This is a genomic window from Duganella radicis (assembly GCF_009720825.1).
Classification (GTDB): domain Bacteria; phylum Pseudomonadota; class Gammaproteobacteria; order Burkholderiales; family Burkholderiaceae_D; genus Rugamonas; species Rugamonas radicis.
Genome location: NZ_WNKY01000005.1, coordinates 163,966 through 180,800 on the forward strand (window position 1 = coordinate 163,966; position 16,835 = coordinate 180,800).

The window sequence follows — 16,835 nt, forward strand, 5'->3', positions numbered from 1 at the left end:
AAGACCTGTAAATGTGGTTAGGCGAGCTTGCCCTCACCGGACGGATATTCGTTCCAGTGCAGCTTTTCGCGCAGGGTATTGTAGTAGCTCCAGCCATCCGGATGCAGGAAGGTGATCGCGTGCGGCGAGCGCTGGATCACGATGCGGTCCTGCGCTTGCAGGCTGGCGAAGGTTTGCATGTCGAAGTTGACGCTGATGTCGCGCCCGCGCACGATTTCCACCACGATCTCGCTCGACTCCGGCAGCACGATCGGCCGGTTGGACAGCGCGTGCGGCGCGATCGGCACCATCACGATGCCGCCCAGCGACGGGTGCAGCAGCGGCCCGCCGGCCGACAGCGCGTAGGCGGTGGAGCCGGTCGGGGTCGAAATGATCAGGCCATCGGAACGCTGGTTGTACATGAACTGGCCGTCCACGTCCACGCGCAGCTCGGCCATGCCGGCGCCGGCGCCGCGCGACACCACCACGTCGTTGACCGCCATGCCGACGTGGATGCTGGCGTCGCCGCGCATCACGCGGCCCTCCAGCAGGGTGCGGCGCTCGGCCTTGTAGCTGCCGCTCAAGATGCGGCCCAGCGCATCGTGCATGCCTTCCAGCGGGATATCGGTCATGAAGCCCAGCCGGCCCTGGTTGATGCCGATCAGCGGCACATTGAACGGCGCCAGCTGGCGCGCGATGCCCAGCATGGTGCCGTCGCCGCCCATCACGATGGCGGCGTCGCATTCGGCGCCGATGCCGGCCGCGCTCAGCACGCGCGCATCGTCCAGCTGCACGCCCAGGTGGGCGGCGGTGGTTTCCTCGAACACCACCTCGTAGCCGCGCTGCTGGAGGAAATCGACCACGCTGGCCACCGACTCGGCAATACCGTCGGTATTCGGGCGCACGACCAGTGCGATAGTGTGGAAAACAGCGTGCGTGGTGGTCATAAAAATCTCTGCTTCATGCTGGGAGCGCCATCACTGTACATTTAAACAGTATCTTGCGCAAGTTTAATGGCCAACCGACAGAATGCCCATGCCGGCCGAAATCATCACGGCAAACAGCAACGCGATCATATAGGCCAGCATCAGCACCGACCAGCGCGCGAAGGTGCCGAAGCGGCTGCTATGGTACACGCGCCGCATGGCCCACGGCAGGTAGCCGATCAGCCAGCACCACAGCGCGAATTGCAGCAGCGGAAAATGCGCCAGCAGGATCAGGCTGAAGGTCAGGAAGGCAAAGGCGTTGGTGTGCAGCGCGAACAGCATGTGCTCGCCGAAGCGGCGGCCCGAGCCCAGGTACAGCACCTTGAGCAACAGCGCAAACACCGGCATCAGCAGGAAGATGGCGTACGGCGCGTAGTGGCTCATGCCGTTCTTGAACACCTTGACCTGCTCTTCCGGCGGCAGCTGGTTGAGCGCGTGCCACTGGCGGCGCAGCAGCGGCCAGTCGGTCAGCTTGCCGTCGATGTATTCCTCGTTGATGTTGAGATCGACGTTTTCCTTGCCCTCGGCCTTGGCGTCGGTGGCGGCCGATTCCTGCGCCTTGGCGGCGCGCATTTCCGATTTGGCGTCCTCGGCCGCCATCTCGCTCATCATGTCGGCCAACGCTTCCTTGGCGGCCGATTTGCCGGCCGCGTCCTCCGGCGTTGGCGGCTTGCCGAGCTTGTCCCGTTCGGCCGCCACCGTATCGGCCAGCACGCGCGCCGGCGCCACCGCCTTGGCGGCGGTGGTCTGGCCTTCCAGCTTGCTATCGCCATGCGTCCCGCCGCCACCGGTGAGTTTCAACAGCGCAAAGAACAGCACGGAAAAGGTCAGGTACATGCGCAGCGGCTGCACGTAGCGCACGCGGCGGCCGCGGATATATTCGTTGGTCAGCTCGCCCGGCTTGAGGATCAGCAGCCGCAACGAACTCCACAGCTTGCCTTCCAGCGCCACGTAGTGGCCGATGAACTCATGCAGGAACTCGCGCGTGCTGGCGTGGTGCAACACCGCCTCCTGCCCGCAATGGGAGCAGTAATGGCCGCTCAGCGGCGTTTCGCAGTTGGCGCAATTGTCCAGCTTGGCGGCAGTGCTCATGCAGAAAATCCCGGTGAAGAAATGTGGTCTGAATGATAAACGACTTCTTGCCACTGTTGTCAGAATTCAAGGTGGCGACTGACGCAAAACCAACTGGCTAACATGGCCGCATACTCACGGGAGGCCATCATCATGAAAGACCAGCACGTCAATACCGATGCCAAGGTGAAGGACGACGGCATCAAGCGCATGCCGCATGAGCGCGACGAGGCGCCCGACAATAACGGTGCCAAGACCCGCAGCATCATGCGCCAGGCGGCCAACGATATCGACAGCGGCATGGTCGACACCGATCTGCACAATCAGCGCGGCGTGCAGAAGCCGCGCGAGGACGCCAAGGCGCGGCCGCAGCCGCAAACCAAGCGCGATTGATCGCAAAGGAGCCGCCCATGCGCCAGCACACCGCCCGCTTCCTGTTCGCCATCGCCTGCCTGCCGCCGCTGGCCATGGCCCAGTCCTACCCGACCGGCTACGGCCCCAACCCGGCCTTGCCGGAGCCGGACCGCAAACTCATCCCCACGCTCAACGTGGCGCCCACCGAACCCTGGACGGCGCAGCAGCAGCCCAGCGCGCCGCCCGGTTTCAGTGTGACCGCCTACGCGCGCGGGCTCGACCATCCGCGCTGGCTGTACACGCTGCCCAACGGCGACGTGCTGGTGGCCGAAACCAACGCCCCGCCCAAGCCGGACGACAGCAAAGGCATCAAGGGCATGGTGATGAAATTCGAGATGAAGAAGGCCGGCGCCGAAACGCCCTCGGCCAACCGCATCACGCTGCTGCGCGGGCTGGACGCCAAGGGCATGGCGCAAAGCCGCAGCGTGTATCTCGCCGGTTTGAATTCGCCGTTCGGCATGGCCCTGGTCGGCAAGGACCTGTACGTGGCCGATACCGACGCCGTGCTGCGCTTCCCCTACCAGGAAGGCGCCACCAGCATCACCACGCCGGGCGTGAAGGTGATGGACCTGCCGGCCGGCACCATCAACCACCACTGGACCAAGAACGTGATCGCCAGCCCGGACGGCAAATACCTGTACGTCACGGTCGGCTCCAACAGCAATGTGGCGGAAAACGGCATGGAAGCGGAAAACGGCCGCGCCGCCATCTGGCAGCTGGATCTGGCCAGCGGCAAGTCACGCCTGTACGCCACCGGCCTGCGCAATCCCAACGGCATGGACTGGGAGCCGCAGACCAATACCTTGTGGACCACGGTCAACGAACGAGATGAACTGGGCAACGATCTGGTGCCGGACTACATGACCTCGGTGAAGGATGGCGGTTTCTATGGCTGGCCCTACAGCTACTACGGCCAGCATGTGGACAGCCGCGTCAAGCCGCAGAAGCCGGAGCTGGTGGCCAAGGCCCTCGTGCCCGATTACGCGCTGGGCGGCCACACGGCCTCGCTGGGCCTGACCTTCTACGATGGCAAGCTGTTCCCGCAGAGCTATCAGGGCGGCGTGTTCATCGGCCAGCATGGCTCGTGGAACCGCAAGCCGCACAGCGGTTACAAGGTGGTGTTCATTCCGTTCAGCGGCGGCAAGCCGTCCGGGCCGCCGCAGGATTTCCTGGCCGGCTTCCTCACGCGCGATGGCAAGGCGCAGGGTCGGCCGGTGGGCGTGGTGGTGGACGGACAGGGCGCGCTGCTGGTGGCGGACGATGTGGGCAACGTGGTGTGGCGGGTGGCGCCGTCCTCAGCGCAATCGGCCAGCCGCTGATAAAATCCTTGTCTGGTTTTCACAGACAAGGATTTAAACATGCGCATCCTGCACACCATGCTGCGAGTCGGCGACCTGCAACGCTCCATCGATTTCTACACCAAGGTGCTCGGCATGAAACTGCTGCGCACCAGCGACAATCCGGAATACAAGTACACGCTGGCCTTCCTCGGCTACGGCTCGAATCCGGACCACGCTGAACTGGAGCTGACCTACAATTACGGCACCACCAGCTACGACATGGGCACGGCTTATGGCCACATCGCCATTTCGGCCGAGGACATCTACGCCACCGCCGCCGCCGTGAAGGCCAATGGCGGCAACGTCACGCGCGAGCCGGGCCCGGTGAAAGGCGGCACCACCGTGATCGCCTTCGTCACCGATCCCGACGGCTACAAAATCGAGCTGATCGAACGCAGCTTCGACGGCCAGGGCGCCGGCCTGTAAGACATCACACGGCGGCCGCGCCCAGTGCGGCGCAGGCCGCGATCACTGCCAGGCTGACGGGGTCCTTGCTGACGTACAGCAGCGGGTCTTCGTTGACCTCGCCCCGGAACGACAGCACCCACAAGCGTCCCAGCCACAGCATGGCCAGCGGCACGATGCCGTACAGCCAGGCTGGATGACGATACAGCCTGAGCACGTTCTCCGAATTAAAGTACAGCATGAAAATCACCACCGACACGAAGGCGCTGTTCATGCCCAGCATGCCGATCGGCGCGCGGTCGGCGGTGGCGTAGCCGCGTCCCGAGGTTTTATCCTTGCCCACCTGCTCCAGGTTGAACAGTTCGCTGTGGCGCTTGAGCAGGGCCAGCGACAGGAACAGGAAGAAGGAAAACGCCAGCAGCCAGAACGACGGTTCGATGCGCGTGGCGGCGCAACCGCCCAGTACGCGCAAGGTGTGCAGCAGGGCCAGCGTGACGGTGTCCACCATCAGCAGGCGCTTGAGGTAGGCCGAATAGGTGACCGTGACGCCGAAATACACCGCCACGGCCGCCAGCAGCAGCCAGCCGTAGTAGGCGCACAGGCCCAGCGCCGCCAGTGCCAGCACGACGCTGACGGCGCGCGCCAGCGCTGCGGACAGCGCGCCGCTGGCGATCGGGCGGTGGCGCTTGATGGGATGGTGGCGGTCGTCTTCGGCGTCCATCGCGTCGTTGAGCAGATAGGCGCTGGAGGCGCACAGGCAGAACGCCACGAAGGCCAGCAGCGATTGCAGCGCGGTGGCGCCGCTGATCGCATGGCCGGCGAACATCGGCACGAACACCAGCAGGTTTTTCAGCCAGTGGCGCGGGCGCAGGCCTTGCCACAGGGCGCGCGCGGTCGAGGGCTGACGGGTCAGTTGCAGTTCGGCGCTGCTCATGCCGCGGCTTTCGCGGTGCCGCCCGGCAGGCGCGCGGCCAGCCAGATGGCGGCGAACGGCACCAGCATCGGGTACAGGCCCCAGATGGCGCGGCCATCGACGCGCACGCACAGCGCGGCATACAGCGGCGGCAGCGCCATCAACAGCAACAGCGACTTCAGTGGCCGCAGCATAGCCCCGGCGGCGTGTGCAGCCGCCACGGACGCGGTGCCGGGGGCGGGGGCGGCGGTCGTGCTGCCGGTGCCGCGCATGCCCAGCAGCGCCAGCGGCAGTACGACGCCTACCGCTGTCGCCAGCGAGGCCAGCGAACGCACATCCTGCAAAGCCGTAATCACGGTATGAATGCTCGGCGCCCAAACATAGCTCGGCAAGCCGGGAATCAGCCACCAGCGCACCGCCACCATCCACGCGCCGGCCGCCGCCAGCGCGGCCAGGCCCGGCAGGACTGCGATACGGCGCATGGCCAGCAGCCACACCAACAGCAGAATATTTTCCTCGCGCACCGCCGATCCCAAGATGCCAGCCAGCGCAGCCAACCACGGCTGTCCGGACAGCACCGCCAGCACGAACGCGGTGCGGGCGCAGATCGAGGCCGGATCGGTCAGCAGGTAAGGCGCGTACCAGAAGGTGGGCACCGACAGGATCATCAGCAGACCGGCGATCACGGCGGCGTTGCGGCCGGCCTGCACGCGCAGCATGGCCAGCGCCATCATCACGGCGGTGGCGCTGATGCACAGCCAGTTGAGCAGGGCGAAGCTGTGGCGCGTATTGCCAGGAATGGCGGCGGCCAGCGCCGGCGCCAGCAGACGATACGGGAACGGCGCGCGCAGTTCGCTGGCCGGGATTTCGCCGCGCAGGTAACGCGCGGTATCGAAGTAGGCTTGCGAATCCTCCACGGTGCCGCCCCAGCGCCAGATCATCACGAACAACGCCAGCGCGGCAAAGGTGGCGGTCAAAACAAGAAACTGCTTACGATTCAAAGAGGTAGTCATGCGGCTTTAACGATTTACTAACAGCGCCGGATACTACCTCCTCTTTGACTTTTAGTCCATCGCCGCACCGGACGGACGCAGCAGGTCGGCGATGCCGATGCGCTCGGCAAACTCCACGCGCACCCGCTCGGCCACCTCGGTGACCGCCGTCACGCCGTCATCGACAAAGTCGGTGATCGAGCGGAACGGGCGCGTGCCATGCGGCAGGCCGACGATGCGGGCGATGTCGGCCGCCACCGCCGCCGGATCGGCTTCCGGCGGCATCAACTCGGTCAGGCGCGCGCCAACCTGATCCATCAGGCCATCGTAGACCGCGTAGGCGGCGCTGGTGGCCTGGTCGGCCGGCTTGCCGGCGTTGGCGAAGTGGTCGGTGCCCGCCGTGAACGCGCCCGGCACCACGATCGAAGTTTCGATATTGAAGCGCGCCAGCTCGTACGCCATGGTCACCGCGATCGAATCCATGGCCGCCTTGGCCCCCGCATACGGGCCGAGGAAAGGCGGGAAGCCGCCGCGCGTGGTCGAACTGCTGACCCACAGCACCAGTCCCTGCTTCCGCGCCCGCATCACCGGCAGCACCGCCTTGTTGACGCGCTGCGTGCCGAGGACATTGGTGTCGAACACCTTGCTGATTTCCTCCGCCGTGTAGGCCTCGGTCGGGCCGATCACCAGATGGCCGGCGTTATGCACCACCACATCCAGCCGGCCGCGCTCGGCCATGATGGCGGCCACCGCCGCGTCGGCCGACGCCTGCGACAACACATCCAGCTCCACCGCACGCACATCGGCGCCATGGGCGAAGGCCCAGTCGCGCAGCTCGCGCACCTTGGCGGCGTTGCGGCCGTGGATGTCGCGCATCGAGGCATACACCGTGTGGCCTGCCAGCGCCAGCGCTTTCACGGACAGATGGCCGATGCCGGTGCCGGCGCCAGTAACGAGAATAATCGCTTTGCTCATGATGTGTTCTCCTTAAACCATGCCGCCGTTGGCGCGCAGCGTCTGGCCGTTGATCCAGCCGCCCTCGGCGCCGGCCAGGAAGGACACAGCGTTGGCGATGTCTTCCGGCTGGCCCAGGCGCTCCAGCGGCGTCATCTTCGCCAGCCGCTCGATCAGTTCCGGCGTTTTACCGTCCAGGAACAGCGCGGTGGCGGTCGGGCCTGGCGCCACCGCGTTGACGGTGATGTTCTTGCCGCGCAGCTCCTTGGCCAGGATGCTGGTCATGGCTTCGATGCCGGCCTTGGTGGCGACGTAGGCCGAGTAGCCAGGCAGCAGCGTGCCGACCAGGCTGGACGAGAAGTTGATGATGCGGCCACCCTGCTCCAGCTTGCCAGCCGCTTCGCGCATGGTGTTGAAGCTGCCTTTCAGGTTGACGGCCACCAAGCGGTCGAAGGTGTCATCGTCGGTGGCGGCCAGCTGCGGCAGTTGCGGCGGCATGATGCCGGCGTTGTTGACCAGCACGTCCACCCGGCCCAGTTGGGCGATGGTCTGCTCGAACAGGCGGCGCGCGTCGGCGCTGCTGGCGACGTCGGCCTGAATGGCGATGGCCTTGCCGCCATCGGCGTGGATGGCGGCGACCACCTTGTCGGCCTCGGCGACGTTGCCGGCATAGTTGACCACCACGGCAAAGCCGTCCTTGCCCAGGCGTTGGGCGATGGCGGCGCCAATGCCGCGGGATGCGCCAGTCACGATAGCTACTTGTTTCATGGTCTTGCTCCTTCGTTGTTTGGTTGCGATGGAGCTAGTATCCGCCTGCGCGGCGTTGGAATAAAGCCATGAAATTTGCTATGACTATGCAATTTTTACTAATAATATGGGCGAAAAAAAACCGGCCACACAGGCCGGTTAGGGGAGTAATCAGTGCACCAGCAGCGCGTTAATCGGTGCCAGGTCGGATTCTTTCAGCGAGCCGGCGGCCGATTTCAGGCGCAGGCCATTCATGATGGTGTCGTAGCGCGCTTTCGACAGGTCCTTCTGGGTCGAGTACAGCAGCTTTTGCGCATTCAGCACGTCGATGTTGATACGCACGCCTACCTGATAGCCCAGCTTGTTCGAGTCCAGCGAGGACTTGCTCGACACCTCGGCCGCTTCCAGCGCCTTGACCTGGGCCAGGCCGCTGGTCATGCCGAGGAAGGCCTGGCGCGCGGTCTGGGCGGCGGCGCGCTTGGTCGCCTCCAGATCATTGCGTGCCTTGTCTTCCAGCGCGATGGTTTCGCGCACCTTGCTGGTCACGGCAAAGCCGTTGAAGATCGGGATGTTCCAGCTGACGCCGATGGCGTTGTTGTTGACGGTGCTGCCGCCACCGGTCTGGCGCTGGTGCGAGGTGCTGGCGATCAGGCTGGCGGTCGGCAGGTGGTTGGCGCGGTTGCGCGAGATTTCGCGCTTGGCGATTTCCACGTTCAGGCCGGCGGCGATCACCGCGTAATTCTGCGTTTCAGCCGAGCTGATCCAAGGGTCCACGGTGGCCGGCGACGGCGGCGCGATGGTCACGCCGGTGCGCAGCGGCGCCAGCTCGGCCGTGCTCTGGCCGACGATCACTTGCAGCGCGGTGCGCTTGTTGTCCAGGTCGTTAATCGCGGCAAATTCCTGCGCCACCACCAGGTCGTACGCGGCTTGCGCCTCGTGGGTGTCGGTGATGGTCTGGGTGCCGACCTCGAAATTGCGCTTGGCCGACGCCAGCTGTTCGGTGGTGGCCACTTTCTGCGCCTGGGTCGCGGTCAGGTTGTCCTGCGCGGTCAGCACGTCGAAGTAAGCCTGCGCCACGCGCACGATCAGGTCTTGCTGGGCTTGCGAGAAAGTGGCCTCGGCCGTGGCTTGCGACAGCTTGCTCTGCTGGTAGGTTTCCCACGCGCCCCAGTTGAACAGCGGCTGCGACAGCGCCACGGTGTAAGTGTTGGCGTGGTAATCGGTGTCGTTCTTGATGGTGTTGCCGGTCAAGAATTCCGACGAGGTGGCGTCGCCGGTGTTGCGGGTATTGGAACCGCTGGCGGACACCGTCGGCAGCAGGCCCGAGCGCCCCTGGGTGATGCGTTCCTGGCCGGCGGCAAGCGAAGAGCGGGCGCTGGCGTAGGTCGCGTCATTGGCCAGTGCTTGCTGGTACACCTGGAGCAGGTCGGCCGCCTGTGCGTTGAGCGTCAAAAAGGCGCTGGCGATCAGCACGGCGATAAGGGGTCTCTGCATTGCAATCTCCGTTGGAGTCATCAAAAAGTTGAACAAATCAAAAACACTGCTTCCCTGGCGCCGCGCCGGCCGACAGCGCGCCGGCCATCAGTACTTGGCCATCGTGCTATCGACTTGCAGCGCCCAGGCGTGGATGCCACCCGTCAGGTTGATCATCTTGCCGAAGCCGTTACGCTCCAGGAAGGCGGCCACCTGCATACTGCGCGCACCGTGATGGCAGATGCAGACAATCGCCGCATCCTCATCGAGATCATCGATGCGCGCCGGTATGGTATTCATCGGGATCTGGACCGAGCCTTCAATGCGGCAGGTCTCGAACTCCCAGTTTTCACGCACGTCCAGCAACATCGGGTTGGGACGCGCGTCGTCTGCCAGCCAGTCGGCCAGCTCCAGCGCGGTAATCTGCTGCATGGCGAACCCGCTTAAAACTTGAACTGCGACGGCGCCACTGCCGATGCCAGCGCCTTGACGTTGGTCTCGAACAGGGTGCGGGTGTCGTAGCCGGCTTCGCCGGTGCGGGTGATCAGCTGCGCCTTCATCGCCGGCGCCTGGCCGATGATGACCGCCAGACGACCGCCCACTTTCAGTTGTTGCAACATCGCTTCCGGCAGCACCGGCAGCGAGCCCGACACCACGATCACATCGAACGGGGCGCCGTTGGACCAGCCTTGCGCGCCGTTGCCCAGCTCAACGGTCACATTGGTGACGCCGTTGTCGGCCAGATTCTTTTCCGCCAGCGCCTTCAGTTCCGGCGACACTTCCACCGCCGTCACCTTTTGCGCCTTGTGGCCCAGCAGCGCGGCCAGGTAGCCGGTGCCGGCGCCGACCAGCAGCACCGACTCGTGCTTCTTCAGGGCCAGGTCTTGCAGCAGGCGGGCTTCGATCTTCGGCGCCAGCATCGCTTCGCCGCCCGGCAGCGGGATTTCGATGTCGGCGAAGGCCAGCGCCTTGTGCGCGGCCGGCACGAAGTTTTCACGTTTGACAACGTGCAGCAACTCCAGGACTTCGGCGTCCAGGACGTCCCAAGGACGGATTTGCTGTTCGATCATGTTGAAGCGGGCTTGTTCGATATTCATCTTGAGACTCGGGTCGGGATTAAATAATCCGTCATTTTATCGTTGAACTGGCATCGAGGCACATATTAACGATTCGACGACAGATTGGCGGGAAATTGCGACAGGTTGCAGTTTAAGGGGGGTGAACCTGCGAAAAAGGCAAGCTGGATGGAAAAATACGGGGCGGCGCTCACGGCTTGGGCGCCTCCAGGCCGACCAGCGTGGTGCTGATAAAGGTGTCCAGGAACACGTGCGGATCGACCGGCGGCATCTGGCAGGCCGGCATGAAGGAGCGGGTCCACATCATCAGCATCATGACCGGGGCGATCAGGACCTGGGTCATGACGGCCGGATCGACCGGGCGGAACTCGCCGCTGGCGATGCCGCGCTGGAGCACGCCGGTGATCAGGGCGCTGCCGCGCGCCACCACCTCTTCATTGTGGAACTTCACCAGTTCCGGGAAATTATGGCCCTCGGCCAGCATCAGCTTGGTGACGCCGGCGATGGGCGTGGCGCAGATCTGGTCCCACCAGCGCATCAGCAAGGCGCGCAGCAGCTCGCTGCTGCTGCCCTCGAACACCGCCGCGTCCTGCTCGGCCTGGCCGATGGTGGCAACGATGCTCTCGCGCACCACGGCCTTGAACAATTCTTCTTTGTTAGTGAAATACAAATACAGCGTGCCCTTGGAGACGCCGGCATGCTTGGCGACGTCTTCCAGGCGGGTGGCGGCATAGCCGCGCTCCACGAACTGATCCAGCGCAGCCGCCAGCAACTCCTGCGGCCGCGCGTCCTTGCGCCGCTCCCAGCGTGGCTTGGTGTCTTGAGGGGCTTGCATGGGTGTAGGTGAAAGTAACTTACTTGTGAGTCATTAATATAAACGCAAGGCGGGGGAGCGTCAAGCGGATCGCATTGCTGGCAAGCAGGAATATGAACTTAAACAGAGAATAAGAACTTGAACACGGAATAAAAACTTGAACGAACAATATATTGAGAATGTCGTGATAAAACAACGAACAATTCCAACAACTGTTTGAATTACAGAATTTTATCGCTGACTATAGCTGGAATTACAAAAAATTATCTTGCAACTCCTTCTGTGGCGTTTTTATACTCCGCAGAAGGTTCTATTTAAGGCAGTAAATTGCTTATGAGCCCGTTCTCAATTTTGATGAAGGAATTACGTACATGGTGTGGCCTGACACAAGTCGAGTTCGCACTAAAACTTAATGTCGAGCAGAGCTATGTATCAGCCATAGAGGTCGGCAAAAAAGGCCCTCCAAGCGCGGATTTCATTGCAAAACTAATTGAGGCCTTCGATTTGGACCGCAGATGGGAGCGTCGCTTGGAAGAAGCTCTGGATTTGTCCCAACGAAGAATGGAACTTCCTAAAGGCACCTCAACTGAGACCTATAGGATTTTTAACGGATTAAGAAAACAGATCAACGATCTTCATCCGGCACAAATTGAATTAATTGAGTACGCATTAAAGCTGCCTGAGGTTATCAAAATGCACGAAAGTCAGTTACGAGTGACTCGCGCGGCCTCAGGCAATGTTGAGAAAGATCTGGGGCAGTAGCGGTGGCGGCTGATTCATAGAACACTTCGGCCGCGCAGTTACCGGTTTCTTCTTGAGGAACCAGGTGACTCATGCCCCGCAGGATGTTTTATGAATACGGTCACACGGCGTCAGGAACTGGTATTTAAGAAAATCTGCGAGCGCATCCTCGCAGGAGATGGATCTGGACATCGCAGGCTTTATCGGCCTTGGTTGCAGCTCCGTAGAAAAAACACGTCTAAAGTATCCAATCAGGTACAAGGATGGGTCGTACCGCTCGGGCGGATAGCAACCTATATGTCTCGAGGAGAGTATCGCACTGCGATGCTGCTGCTCTGGCTTGGCGTTGCTGATCTGAGAGAGCAGTATCCTATTTGGCCGACCGCACACCCCCATCCCTTACAAGGTGCAGAGTTCGCGCCGCCGAATCTCGGCCGGGTTAGAGGCCTTCTTGAAATCGCGGAAGAAGCCGGCATTGAGCACGGTCAAGAAGTCGGCACAAACATCCCATATATCGCAACAATCGATTTAGCTGCGACAGTTATTGTTGACGGCACAGCTCGTCTATTCCTCTTCGCCCTAAAACCGTTCGCAACGGAGGACTACAAAGTTCCCTGGAGAACAGCTGAGCGCCTCGAACTTGAGCGGCGCTATTCAATGGAGATAGCTGCGCCTTACGATTTAATTTACAGCGGCATCGTCCCTGACACTCTCGCGGCAAATCTAGATCAGTGGGTAGTACATTCGGACTTGAATGAACATCAGCATTTACTAGCCAGCTTGCATCGCTTCATTGACGAGATGAACGCACATCGCAATGTATCAATTAGGGATGCTGTCTCACATGCAGCTAAGGTATGCCGAATCAACATTGGCGAAGCCTGGGTGCTCTACAGCCACTGCGCTTGGCACCAGTATATCGACATCGATCCGCGCGTCGAACCACTGCACTCGTACCCGGCACCAGCCGGCGGGCAGAAGTTTAGGCAGCAGCTTCGCGAAAAATTCTTTGGATGGGTATGACATGGACAACGTTGATCTTCAAGCTGGCGCAATCTACGCCTGCTTAAAGGACCATTTGCCTCTACCTAATACTTTCCGTCTGTTGGACATTCAGGTAAGCCTGAACGGTGCCACAGTCATCGGAATACCAGAAGTGCGTATTCGTGGCGAAGGCAAACAGAAGTACTACTACGCTGGAGGTTTCCAGCGCATACAGCTATCAGAGTTACGTGAATGGCTAATGCAGGGCTTGATAAAGCCATCCAATCTTCAACTCCCGCCATTTTGGATGATGAGTGACGAGCAGTTGACCGTACGATTCTCACGCACAAAGAACTCGGAGGATCGGCCCAAAGCATTGAAGACTCGCGATTTCAAATGGTCACTTATCGAACCAATCGTCCCACCTCCTTTGGGAACAGGAGCGATACCGCCCAACCTAAGCTATCTCGATAGCTTGGTCACCGAACGCGCCAAAGCCGCCGGCGTCAGCCCAGGCCAGGTGTTCGACGCGCTCCATCGTTTCTACGCTTTTCACTGTCTGACCAATAGCTTGCTGCCGAACCGATTAGGTCGTTGTGGCAATCCAGGCCAGAAGCGCGTAGGAAAAAACTCAAAGCTTGGCCGCAAAAATACTGCAGCCAAACTGGGAGACGATGAGCAGCGAGGACTTATGCTGACTCACGACGATATTCAACATATTGAAGATTGCTTTCAACTTATTAGCCCAGGAACCACCTCCAAAGATGCGTACGATCTCATGGGAAGAATGTTCTACAACAGCGGCAATGAGTATAAAAATGGGGTTGTCATGCCCCAGCTTCTACCTAAGCATTTGCGTCCTACTTACAACGAGTTCATGTATAGAGGTACGCAGTCCGTCGCCGATGGCGGCGCCGCCAGACGAATAATGGGCGAAGGTAAATGGCTGAGAGACTTTCGCCCCCTCTCTGGCACCGCTACCGACGGCCTCACAGCAATTGGACAGACAGGTTCAGTTGACGCTTCCCCAATCGATGTACACACAGTTTCAATCACAAATCCATGTCAGCCAATCGGCGTTGGACGTGCAGTATTCGTTCGAGACGTCTATTCTGGACTATTCGTTGGCTGGTCGCTATCGATCAATAATCCCAAAGCGGAAGACGCGAAGCTTGCGATATTACGCGCAGCGGAAAGCAAGAAGAACCAGCTGAGAAAGTACGGCTTGAACTTTCCGGAAAGTGACTTTCCCTCGATCTTCTTTTCCAGATACCACTCTGACAACGGCGAACTGCGATGCAAGGACGCGATGTTTTCCATTGGAGATGAGTTGAAACGAAGTATCGAATACGTCCCGGCCAGGAGAGCCGATTTGAATAGCCCATCCGAGACAGGGCATCAGTTGCGCCATAAGACGTTAGACCAGAAGCTCCCCGGCGCGACTTTTGGTCGGCAGCGCGAACGCGGTGAAACGCCACCAATTGAGAATGCAGTGCTATCAAGGTTTGCTTACATGCGCATGCTACTGGATTGGGTTCACTGGTACAACGTTAGAAAGCAACTGCCCCTCAGCGAAATCCCAGCAGAAATGCGGCGGGACTTCGCGTCAAGAAAGGAAGAGCTTCCGCGGAACCGTTTGGGCATTTTTAAGTGGGCCATCACCAATGGTTATAGCACCGGAAGACCTTTGCCATTGGACCTGTTACGCGCACATTTGCTTCCACGGTACAAAGCTAGTATTCGACGCGACGGAATTGTCCTTCATAGGCCGGCGACCGGAGACGTGGTCGAGCTACTCCGCGGCGCACGCTTCAACGACGCCTACTTGGTGGAAAGCGGAATGATGCGGGAAGCCATACATCGGAGAACCACACATATCGAAGTGCGCGCTGACCCTGACGATCTTTCGTGCGTCTACATTATCGATGACAATGGGATTCACTGCATCCCTAACATCCTCGGCGATGCTTTACTCATCAAAGAAGGAACGATCAGCGATCTTTGCGGCCTGAATGATGAAGAGCGTCTCTTGAATGTCCTTTCCGCCGGAAAGGTTGACCAAGACAACGCGGACCTGGCATCAATGCGTGAGGAGACGGTAATGAAGGAGCACGAACGTCAAAAGGCGCATGCTGCTGCCCTGGAGGCCACAGAAGCGAGAAGGCCTCCACTAGGAATAAAAGAGGCACAAGCTGAAGAAAAGCGTTCATCCCTGGATGCGGCGCTAGCCGACTACGCAACTTTCGCCCCTACCTCGGAGCCGGAGCCACCATCGCCACCCCGACCTGATATTCAGGATTCTGCGAGCTCCCCGACGTCATCGACATTAAATAGCTTAGAACAACACCGAATGAATAAGCTTCTTGAATTTATGGGCGGGAAGGCACAATCATGAGCACTCAAAAAAACCTTCTTCTTAGCGCAAGGAACAACCCTTTCTTGGCTCCCATTGACAGCATTCTGACTGACCAGAACCTCCATCAGCGATTGAGTTCCTCGCCATTAAAAGGTCTGGATATGGCGAGCATTAGCAAACAAGCACGCTATGATTTACTTGCCGTCATGGCTCAAGAGTTTTTTGTACCAAGCCTGACCTCAGCCGATTCGACAAGCCGCCTCTATAGTCTGATAAGGAAAGGTTACATTCCTAGAGACCCGACCGAAATTAGCGCTCGCAAAAGAGCGATTACTATCTCGCGCTTCGCCGGCGCTGAGCTTCGGAACCTTCCTTGGTTACCGGGATTTGCAGCAGGCATGAAATTCGATGGCATCACTGGCCTGGGAAAAACGTATGAGATCCGCAGAGCGATAGATCAATTCCTTCCTCGAATTGAACATGGCAGATCGGAGGCGGCAGACTGGACGCATTTTTATCAGATCCCCGTACTTTACGTCGGCATGAGCCATGACGGTTCCATAGGCGGACTGCTGTACCAAATCCTCGTAGCCATCGATGTCGCCTTGGATACGGACTACTCGACGCAGCGCAGACTAACCAGTCTCGCCAATGAAAAGCTTGCTGTTCAAGTAGGCATCCTCTTGTCCCTGCATGCCGTTGGGGTGCTCATAATTGATGAGATTCAAGCCACCAATTTTTCTGACGGTGCACGCGGCACGGTAGCGAGAACATTTTTCCTGCGGATGCTTAATTTTGGAATTCCAATCGTCCTCATCGGCAATCCGATGGGTATGCGCTTCATTAATCATTTCAGCCAGGACCTTCGAAGATTCAGTTCTGGTGGAAGCATCCAGATGCATCCATTTGAGAAGGATGACAAAAACTATCGAAACATTCTAGCCCCCGCATTCTGGGGCTACAACATCATGCCAGAACCGCCAGGCGTCGCTGACCCAGACGGCAGTATTCTCTTTGAATACTGTGGCGGCATTCGTGATTTTGCTGGAAGAGTGATCGCTTCGGCACAACGAATAGCATTGGATACAGAAGAGCGCCGTATCACTAGAGACCATCTCGATCTTGCCTTCAATGGCCCAGATTTCGACGAAGGAGAACGCACAATCATTCGCGCTTTTTGTAATAAGGATGCGCTCGCCCTACAAGATTTTGAAGATATTCCGTGGGAGGACTACTACAAGAGATGGAACAAATCAGAGCCTAGAGAATCATCAGGCGACAGCTCCTCAAGCGCCGCACCATCAAGCGATCAAAAGAAAAAGACGAGCACGAAAAACACTCTTCCGACGACGAGCGCATCTGCGGAAGGCGCCCCTCCTTTTGTATCGCCACAGCAAGGGGCAACTCACGCTGAATCGACGGCAAAAAGAATGATCGCAAAACGAGCTAGAGAAAATAACAAAGAGCAAAAAGCCAAAAAAATAATCGCAGGACTAGAAGCCGCGGACATGCGATCGGAAGGAGTGAAGCGCCTGTTGGTTAAGGACCTTGCAGAAGTAATCGACAATCACAACGACAGGAGTTAGCAGG

The 16,835-nt window shown here is 59.8% G+C and carries 17 protein-coding genes; 7 read left to right on the plus strand and 10 right to left on the minus strand.

Annotation, left to right across the window (positions count from 1 at the left end; all coding sequences use genetic code 11):
* Positions 1–17 precede the first annotated feature (17 nt).
* Both GM676_RS07950 and GM676_RS07955 read right to left on the minus strand, forming a co-directional pair.
* Positions 18–926, minus strand: a complete 909-nt coding sequence (locus GM676_RS07950; protein ID WP_155462984.1) for an NAD kinase — start codon at positions 924–926, stop codon at positions 18–20.
* A gap of 63 nt (positions 927–989) precedes the next feature.
* On the minus strand, positions 990–2,057 hold the full coding sequence (locus tag GM676_RS07955) for a DUF3667 domain-containing protein (protein ID WP_155462985.1): 1,068 nt from the start codon (positions 2,055–2,057) through the stop codon (positions 990–992).
* A 132-nt stretch (positions 2,058–2,189) separates the two neighbouring features.
* Here GM676_RS07955 and GM676_RS07960 point away from each other — a divergent pair, with 132 nt between their 5' ends.
* Genes GM676_RS07960 through gloA form a run of 3 tightly spaced genes read left to right on the plus strand, consistent with a single transcriptional unit; the run spans position 2,190 to position 4,216 of the window.
* Positions 2,190–2,429: a hypothetical protein gene (locus GM676_RS07960; protein WP_155462986.1), complete on the plus strand. Its 240-nt coding sequence runs from the start codon at positions 2,190–2,192 to the stop codon at positions 2,427–2,429.
* Positions 2,430–2,446: 17 nt separating this feature from the next.
* Entirely contained in the window at positions 2,447–3,769 is a 1,323-nt protein-coding gene (locus GM676_RS07965; protein WP_155462987.1) for a PQQ-dependent sugar dehydrogenase, read from the plus strand.
* Between the two features lie 39 nt (positions 3,770–3,808).
* A complete protein-coding gene (gloA, locus tag GM676_RS07970) occupies positions 3,809–4,216 on the plus strand; it encodes a lactoylglutathione lyase (protein ID WP_155462988.1) in 408 nt (135 codons plus the stop codon).
* 4 nt (positions 4,217–4,220) lie between these two features.
* On the opposite strand, the gene GM676_RS07975 is transcribed toward gloA, so the two are convergent.
* The 8 genes from GM676_RS07975 to GM676_RS08010 form a co-directional block, all read right to left on the minus strand.
* The gene (locus GM676_RS07975; protein WP_155462989.1) at positions 4,221–5,129 is read right to left on the minus strand and encodes a UbiA family prenyltransferase; all 909 of its coding nucleotides are present in this window, start codon (positions 5,127–5,129) and stop codon (positions 4,221–4,223) included.
* A complete protein-coding gene (locus tag GM676_RS07980; protein WP_155462990.1) occupies positions 5,126–6,085 on the minus strand; it encodes a hypothetical protein in 960 nt (319 codons plus the stop codon). The genes GM676_RS07975 and GM676_RS07980 overlap by 4 nt, the downstream gene beginning before the upstream one ends.
* Positions 6,086–6,172: 87 nt before the next feature.
* Positions 6,173–7,075 (minus strand): SDR family NAD(P)-dependent oxidoreductase, encoded by a 903-nt coding sequence (locus GM676_RS07985; RefSeq protein WP_155462991.1) that lies wholly within the window; start codon positions 7,073–7,075, stop codon positions 6,173–6,175.
* Between the two features lie 12 nt (positions 7,076–7,087).
* Positions 7,088–7,822 (minus strand): SDR family oxidoreductase, encoded by a 735-nt coding sequence (locus GM676_RS07990; RefSeq protein WP_155462992.1) that lies wholly within the window; start codon positions 7,820–7,822, stop codon positions 7,088–7,090.
* A gap of 150 nt (positions 7,823–7,972) precedes the next feature.
* Entirely contained in the window at positions 7,973–9,295 is a 1,323-nt protein-coding gene (locus tag GM676_RS07995; RefSeq protein ID WP_155462993.1) for a TolC family outer membrane protein, read from the minus strand.
* Between the two features lie 87 nt (positions 9,296–9,382).
* Positions 9,383–9,706: a rhodanese-like domain-containing protein gene (locus GM676_RS08000; protein ID WP_155462994.1), complete on the minus strand. Its 324-nt coding sequence runs from the start codon at positions 9,704–9,706 to the stop codon at positions 9,383–9,385.
* Positions 9,707–9,717: 11 nt separating this feature from the next.
* On the minus strand, positions 9,718–10,371 hold the full coding sequence (locus GM676_RS08005; RefSeq protein ID WP_155462995.1) for a protein-L-isoaspartate O-methyltransferase family protein: 654 nt from the start codon (positions 10,369–10,371) through the stop codon (positions 9,718–9,720).
* 169 nt (positions 10,372–10,540) lie between these two features.
* Positions 10,541–11,185 carry a TetR/AcrR family transcriptional regulator gene (locus GM676_RS08010; RefSeq protein WP_155462996.1) on the minus strand — a complete coding sequence of 215 codons (645 nt, stop codon included), beginning with the start codon at positions 11,183–11,185 and terminating at the stop codon, positions 10,541–10,543.
* Positions 11,186–11,497: 312 nt separating this feature from the next.
* Between GM676_RS08010 and GM676_RS08015 the strand changes: the two genes are divergently transcribed.
* The 4 genes from GM676_RS08015 (at position 11,498) to GM676_RS08030 (ending at position 16,831) form a co-directional block, all read left to right on the plus strand.
* Entirely contained in the window at positions 11,498–11,926 is a 429-nt protein-coding gene (locus GM676_RS08015) for a helix-turn-helix domain-containing protein (RefSeq protein WP_155462997.1), read from the plus strand.
* Between the two features lie 90 nt (positions 11,927–12,016).
* Positions 12,017–12,928 carry a PDDEXK family nuclease gene (locus tag GM676_RS08020; RefSeq protein ID WP_155462998.1) on the plus strand — a complete coding sequence of 304 codons (912 nt, stop codon included), beginning with the start codon at positions 12,017–12,019 and terminating at the stop codon, positions 12,926–12,928.
* 1 nt (position 12,929) lies between these two features.
* Positions 12,930–15,284: a TnsB C-terminal domain-containing protein gene (locus tag GM676_RS08025; protein WP_170304250.1), complete on the plus strand. Its 2,355-nt coding sequence runs from the start codon at positions 12,930–12,932 to the stop codon at positions 15,282–15,284.
* A complete protein-coding gene (locus tag GM676_RS08030; RefSeq protein ID WP_155463000.1) occupies positions 15,281–16,831 on the plus strand; it encodes an ATP-binding protein in 1,551 nt (516 codons plus the stop codon). The genes GM676_RS08025 and GM676_RS08030 overlap by 4 nt, the downstream gene beginning before the upstream one ends.
* The last annotated feature ends 4 nt before the right edge of the window (positions 16,832–16,835 follow it).

Coding starts and splice junctions, on each gene's coding strand:
- GM676_RS07990 (WP_155462992.1), bottom strand. CDS start 7,822: ATGAAACAAGTAGCTATCGTGACTGGCGCATCCCGCGGCATTGGCGCC.
- GM676_RS08010 (WP_155462996.1), bottom strand. CDS start 11,185: ATGCAAGCCCCTCAAGACACCAAGCCACGCTGGGAGCGGCGCAAGGAC.
- GM676_RS07995 (WP_155462993.1), bottom strand. CDS start 9,295: ATGCAGAGACCCCTTATCGCCGTGCTGATCGCCAGCGCCTTTTTGACG.
- GM676_RS08020 (WP_155462998.1), top strand. CDS start 12,017: ATGAATACGGTCACACGGCGTCAGGAACTGGTATTTAAGAAAATCTGC.
- gloA (WP_155462988.1), top strand. CDS start 3,809: ATGCGCATCCTGCACACCATGCTGCGAGTCGGCGACCTGCAACGCTCC.
- GM676_RS08000 (WP_155462994.1), bottom strand. CDS start 9,706: ATGCAGCAGATTACCGCGCTGGAGCTGGCCGACTGGCTGGCAGACGAC.
- GM676_RS08015 (WP_155462997.1), top strand. CDS start 11,498: ATGAGCCCGTTCTCAATTTTGATGAAGGAATTACGTACATGGTGTGGC.
- GM676_RS07965 (WP_155462987.1), top strand. CDS start 2,447: ATGCGCCAGCACACCGCCCGCTTCCTGTTCGCCATCGCCTGCCTGCCG.
- GM676_RS07960 (WP_155462986.1), top strand. CDS start 2,190: ATGAAAGACCAGCACGTCAATACCGATGCCAAGGTGAAGGACGACGGC.
- GM676_RS08005 (WP_155462995.1), bottom strand. CDS start 10,371: ATGAATATCGAACAAGCCCGCTTCAACATGATCGAACAGCAAATCCGT.
- GM676_RS07975 (WP_155462989.1), bottom strand. CDS start 5,129: ATGAGCAGCGCCGAACTGCAACTGACCCGTCAGCCCTCGACCGCGCGC.
- GM676_RS07985 (WP_155462991.1), bottom strand. CDS start 7,075: ATGAGCAAAGCGATTATTCTCGTTACTGGCGCCGGCACCGGCATCGGC.
- GM676_RS08030 (WP_155463000.1), top strand. CDS start 15,281: ATGAGCACTCAAAAAAACCTTCTTCTTAGCGCAAGGAACAACCCTTTC.
- GM676_RS08025 (WP_170304250.1), top strand. CDS start 12,930: ATGGACAACGTTGATCTTCAAGCTGGCGCAATCTACGCCTGCTTAAAG.
- GM676_RS07950 (WP_155462984.1), bottom strand. CDS start 926: ATGACCACCACGCACGCTGTTTTCCACACTATCGCACTGGTCGTGCGC.
- GM676_RS07955 (WP_155462985.1), bottom strand. CDS start 2,057: ATGAGCACTGCCGCCAAGCTGGACAATTGCGCCAACTGCGAAACGCCG.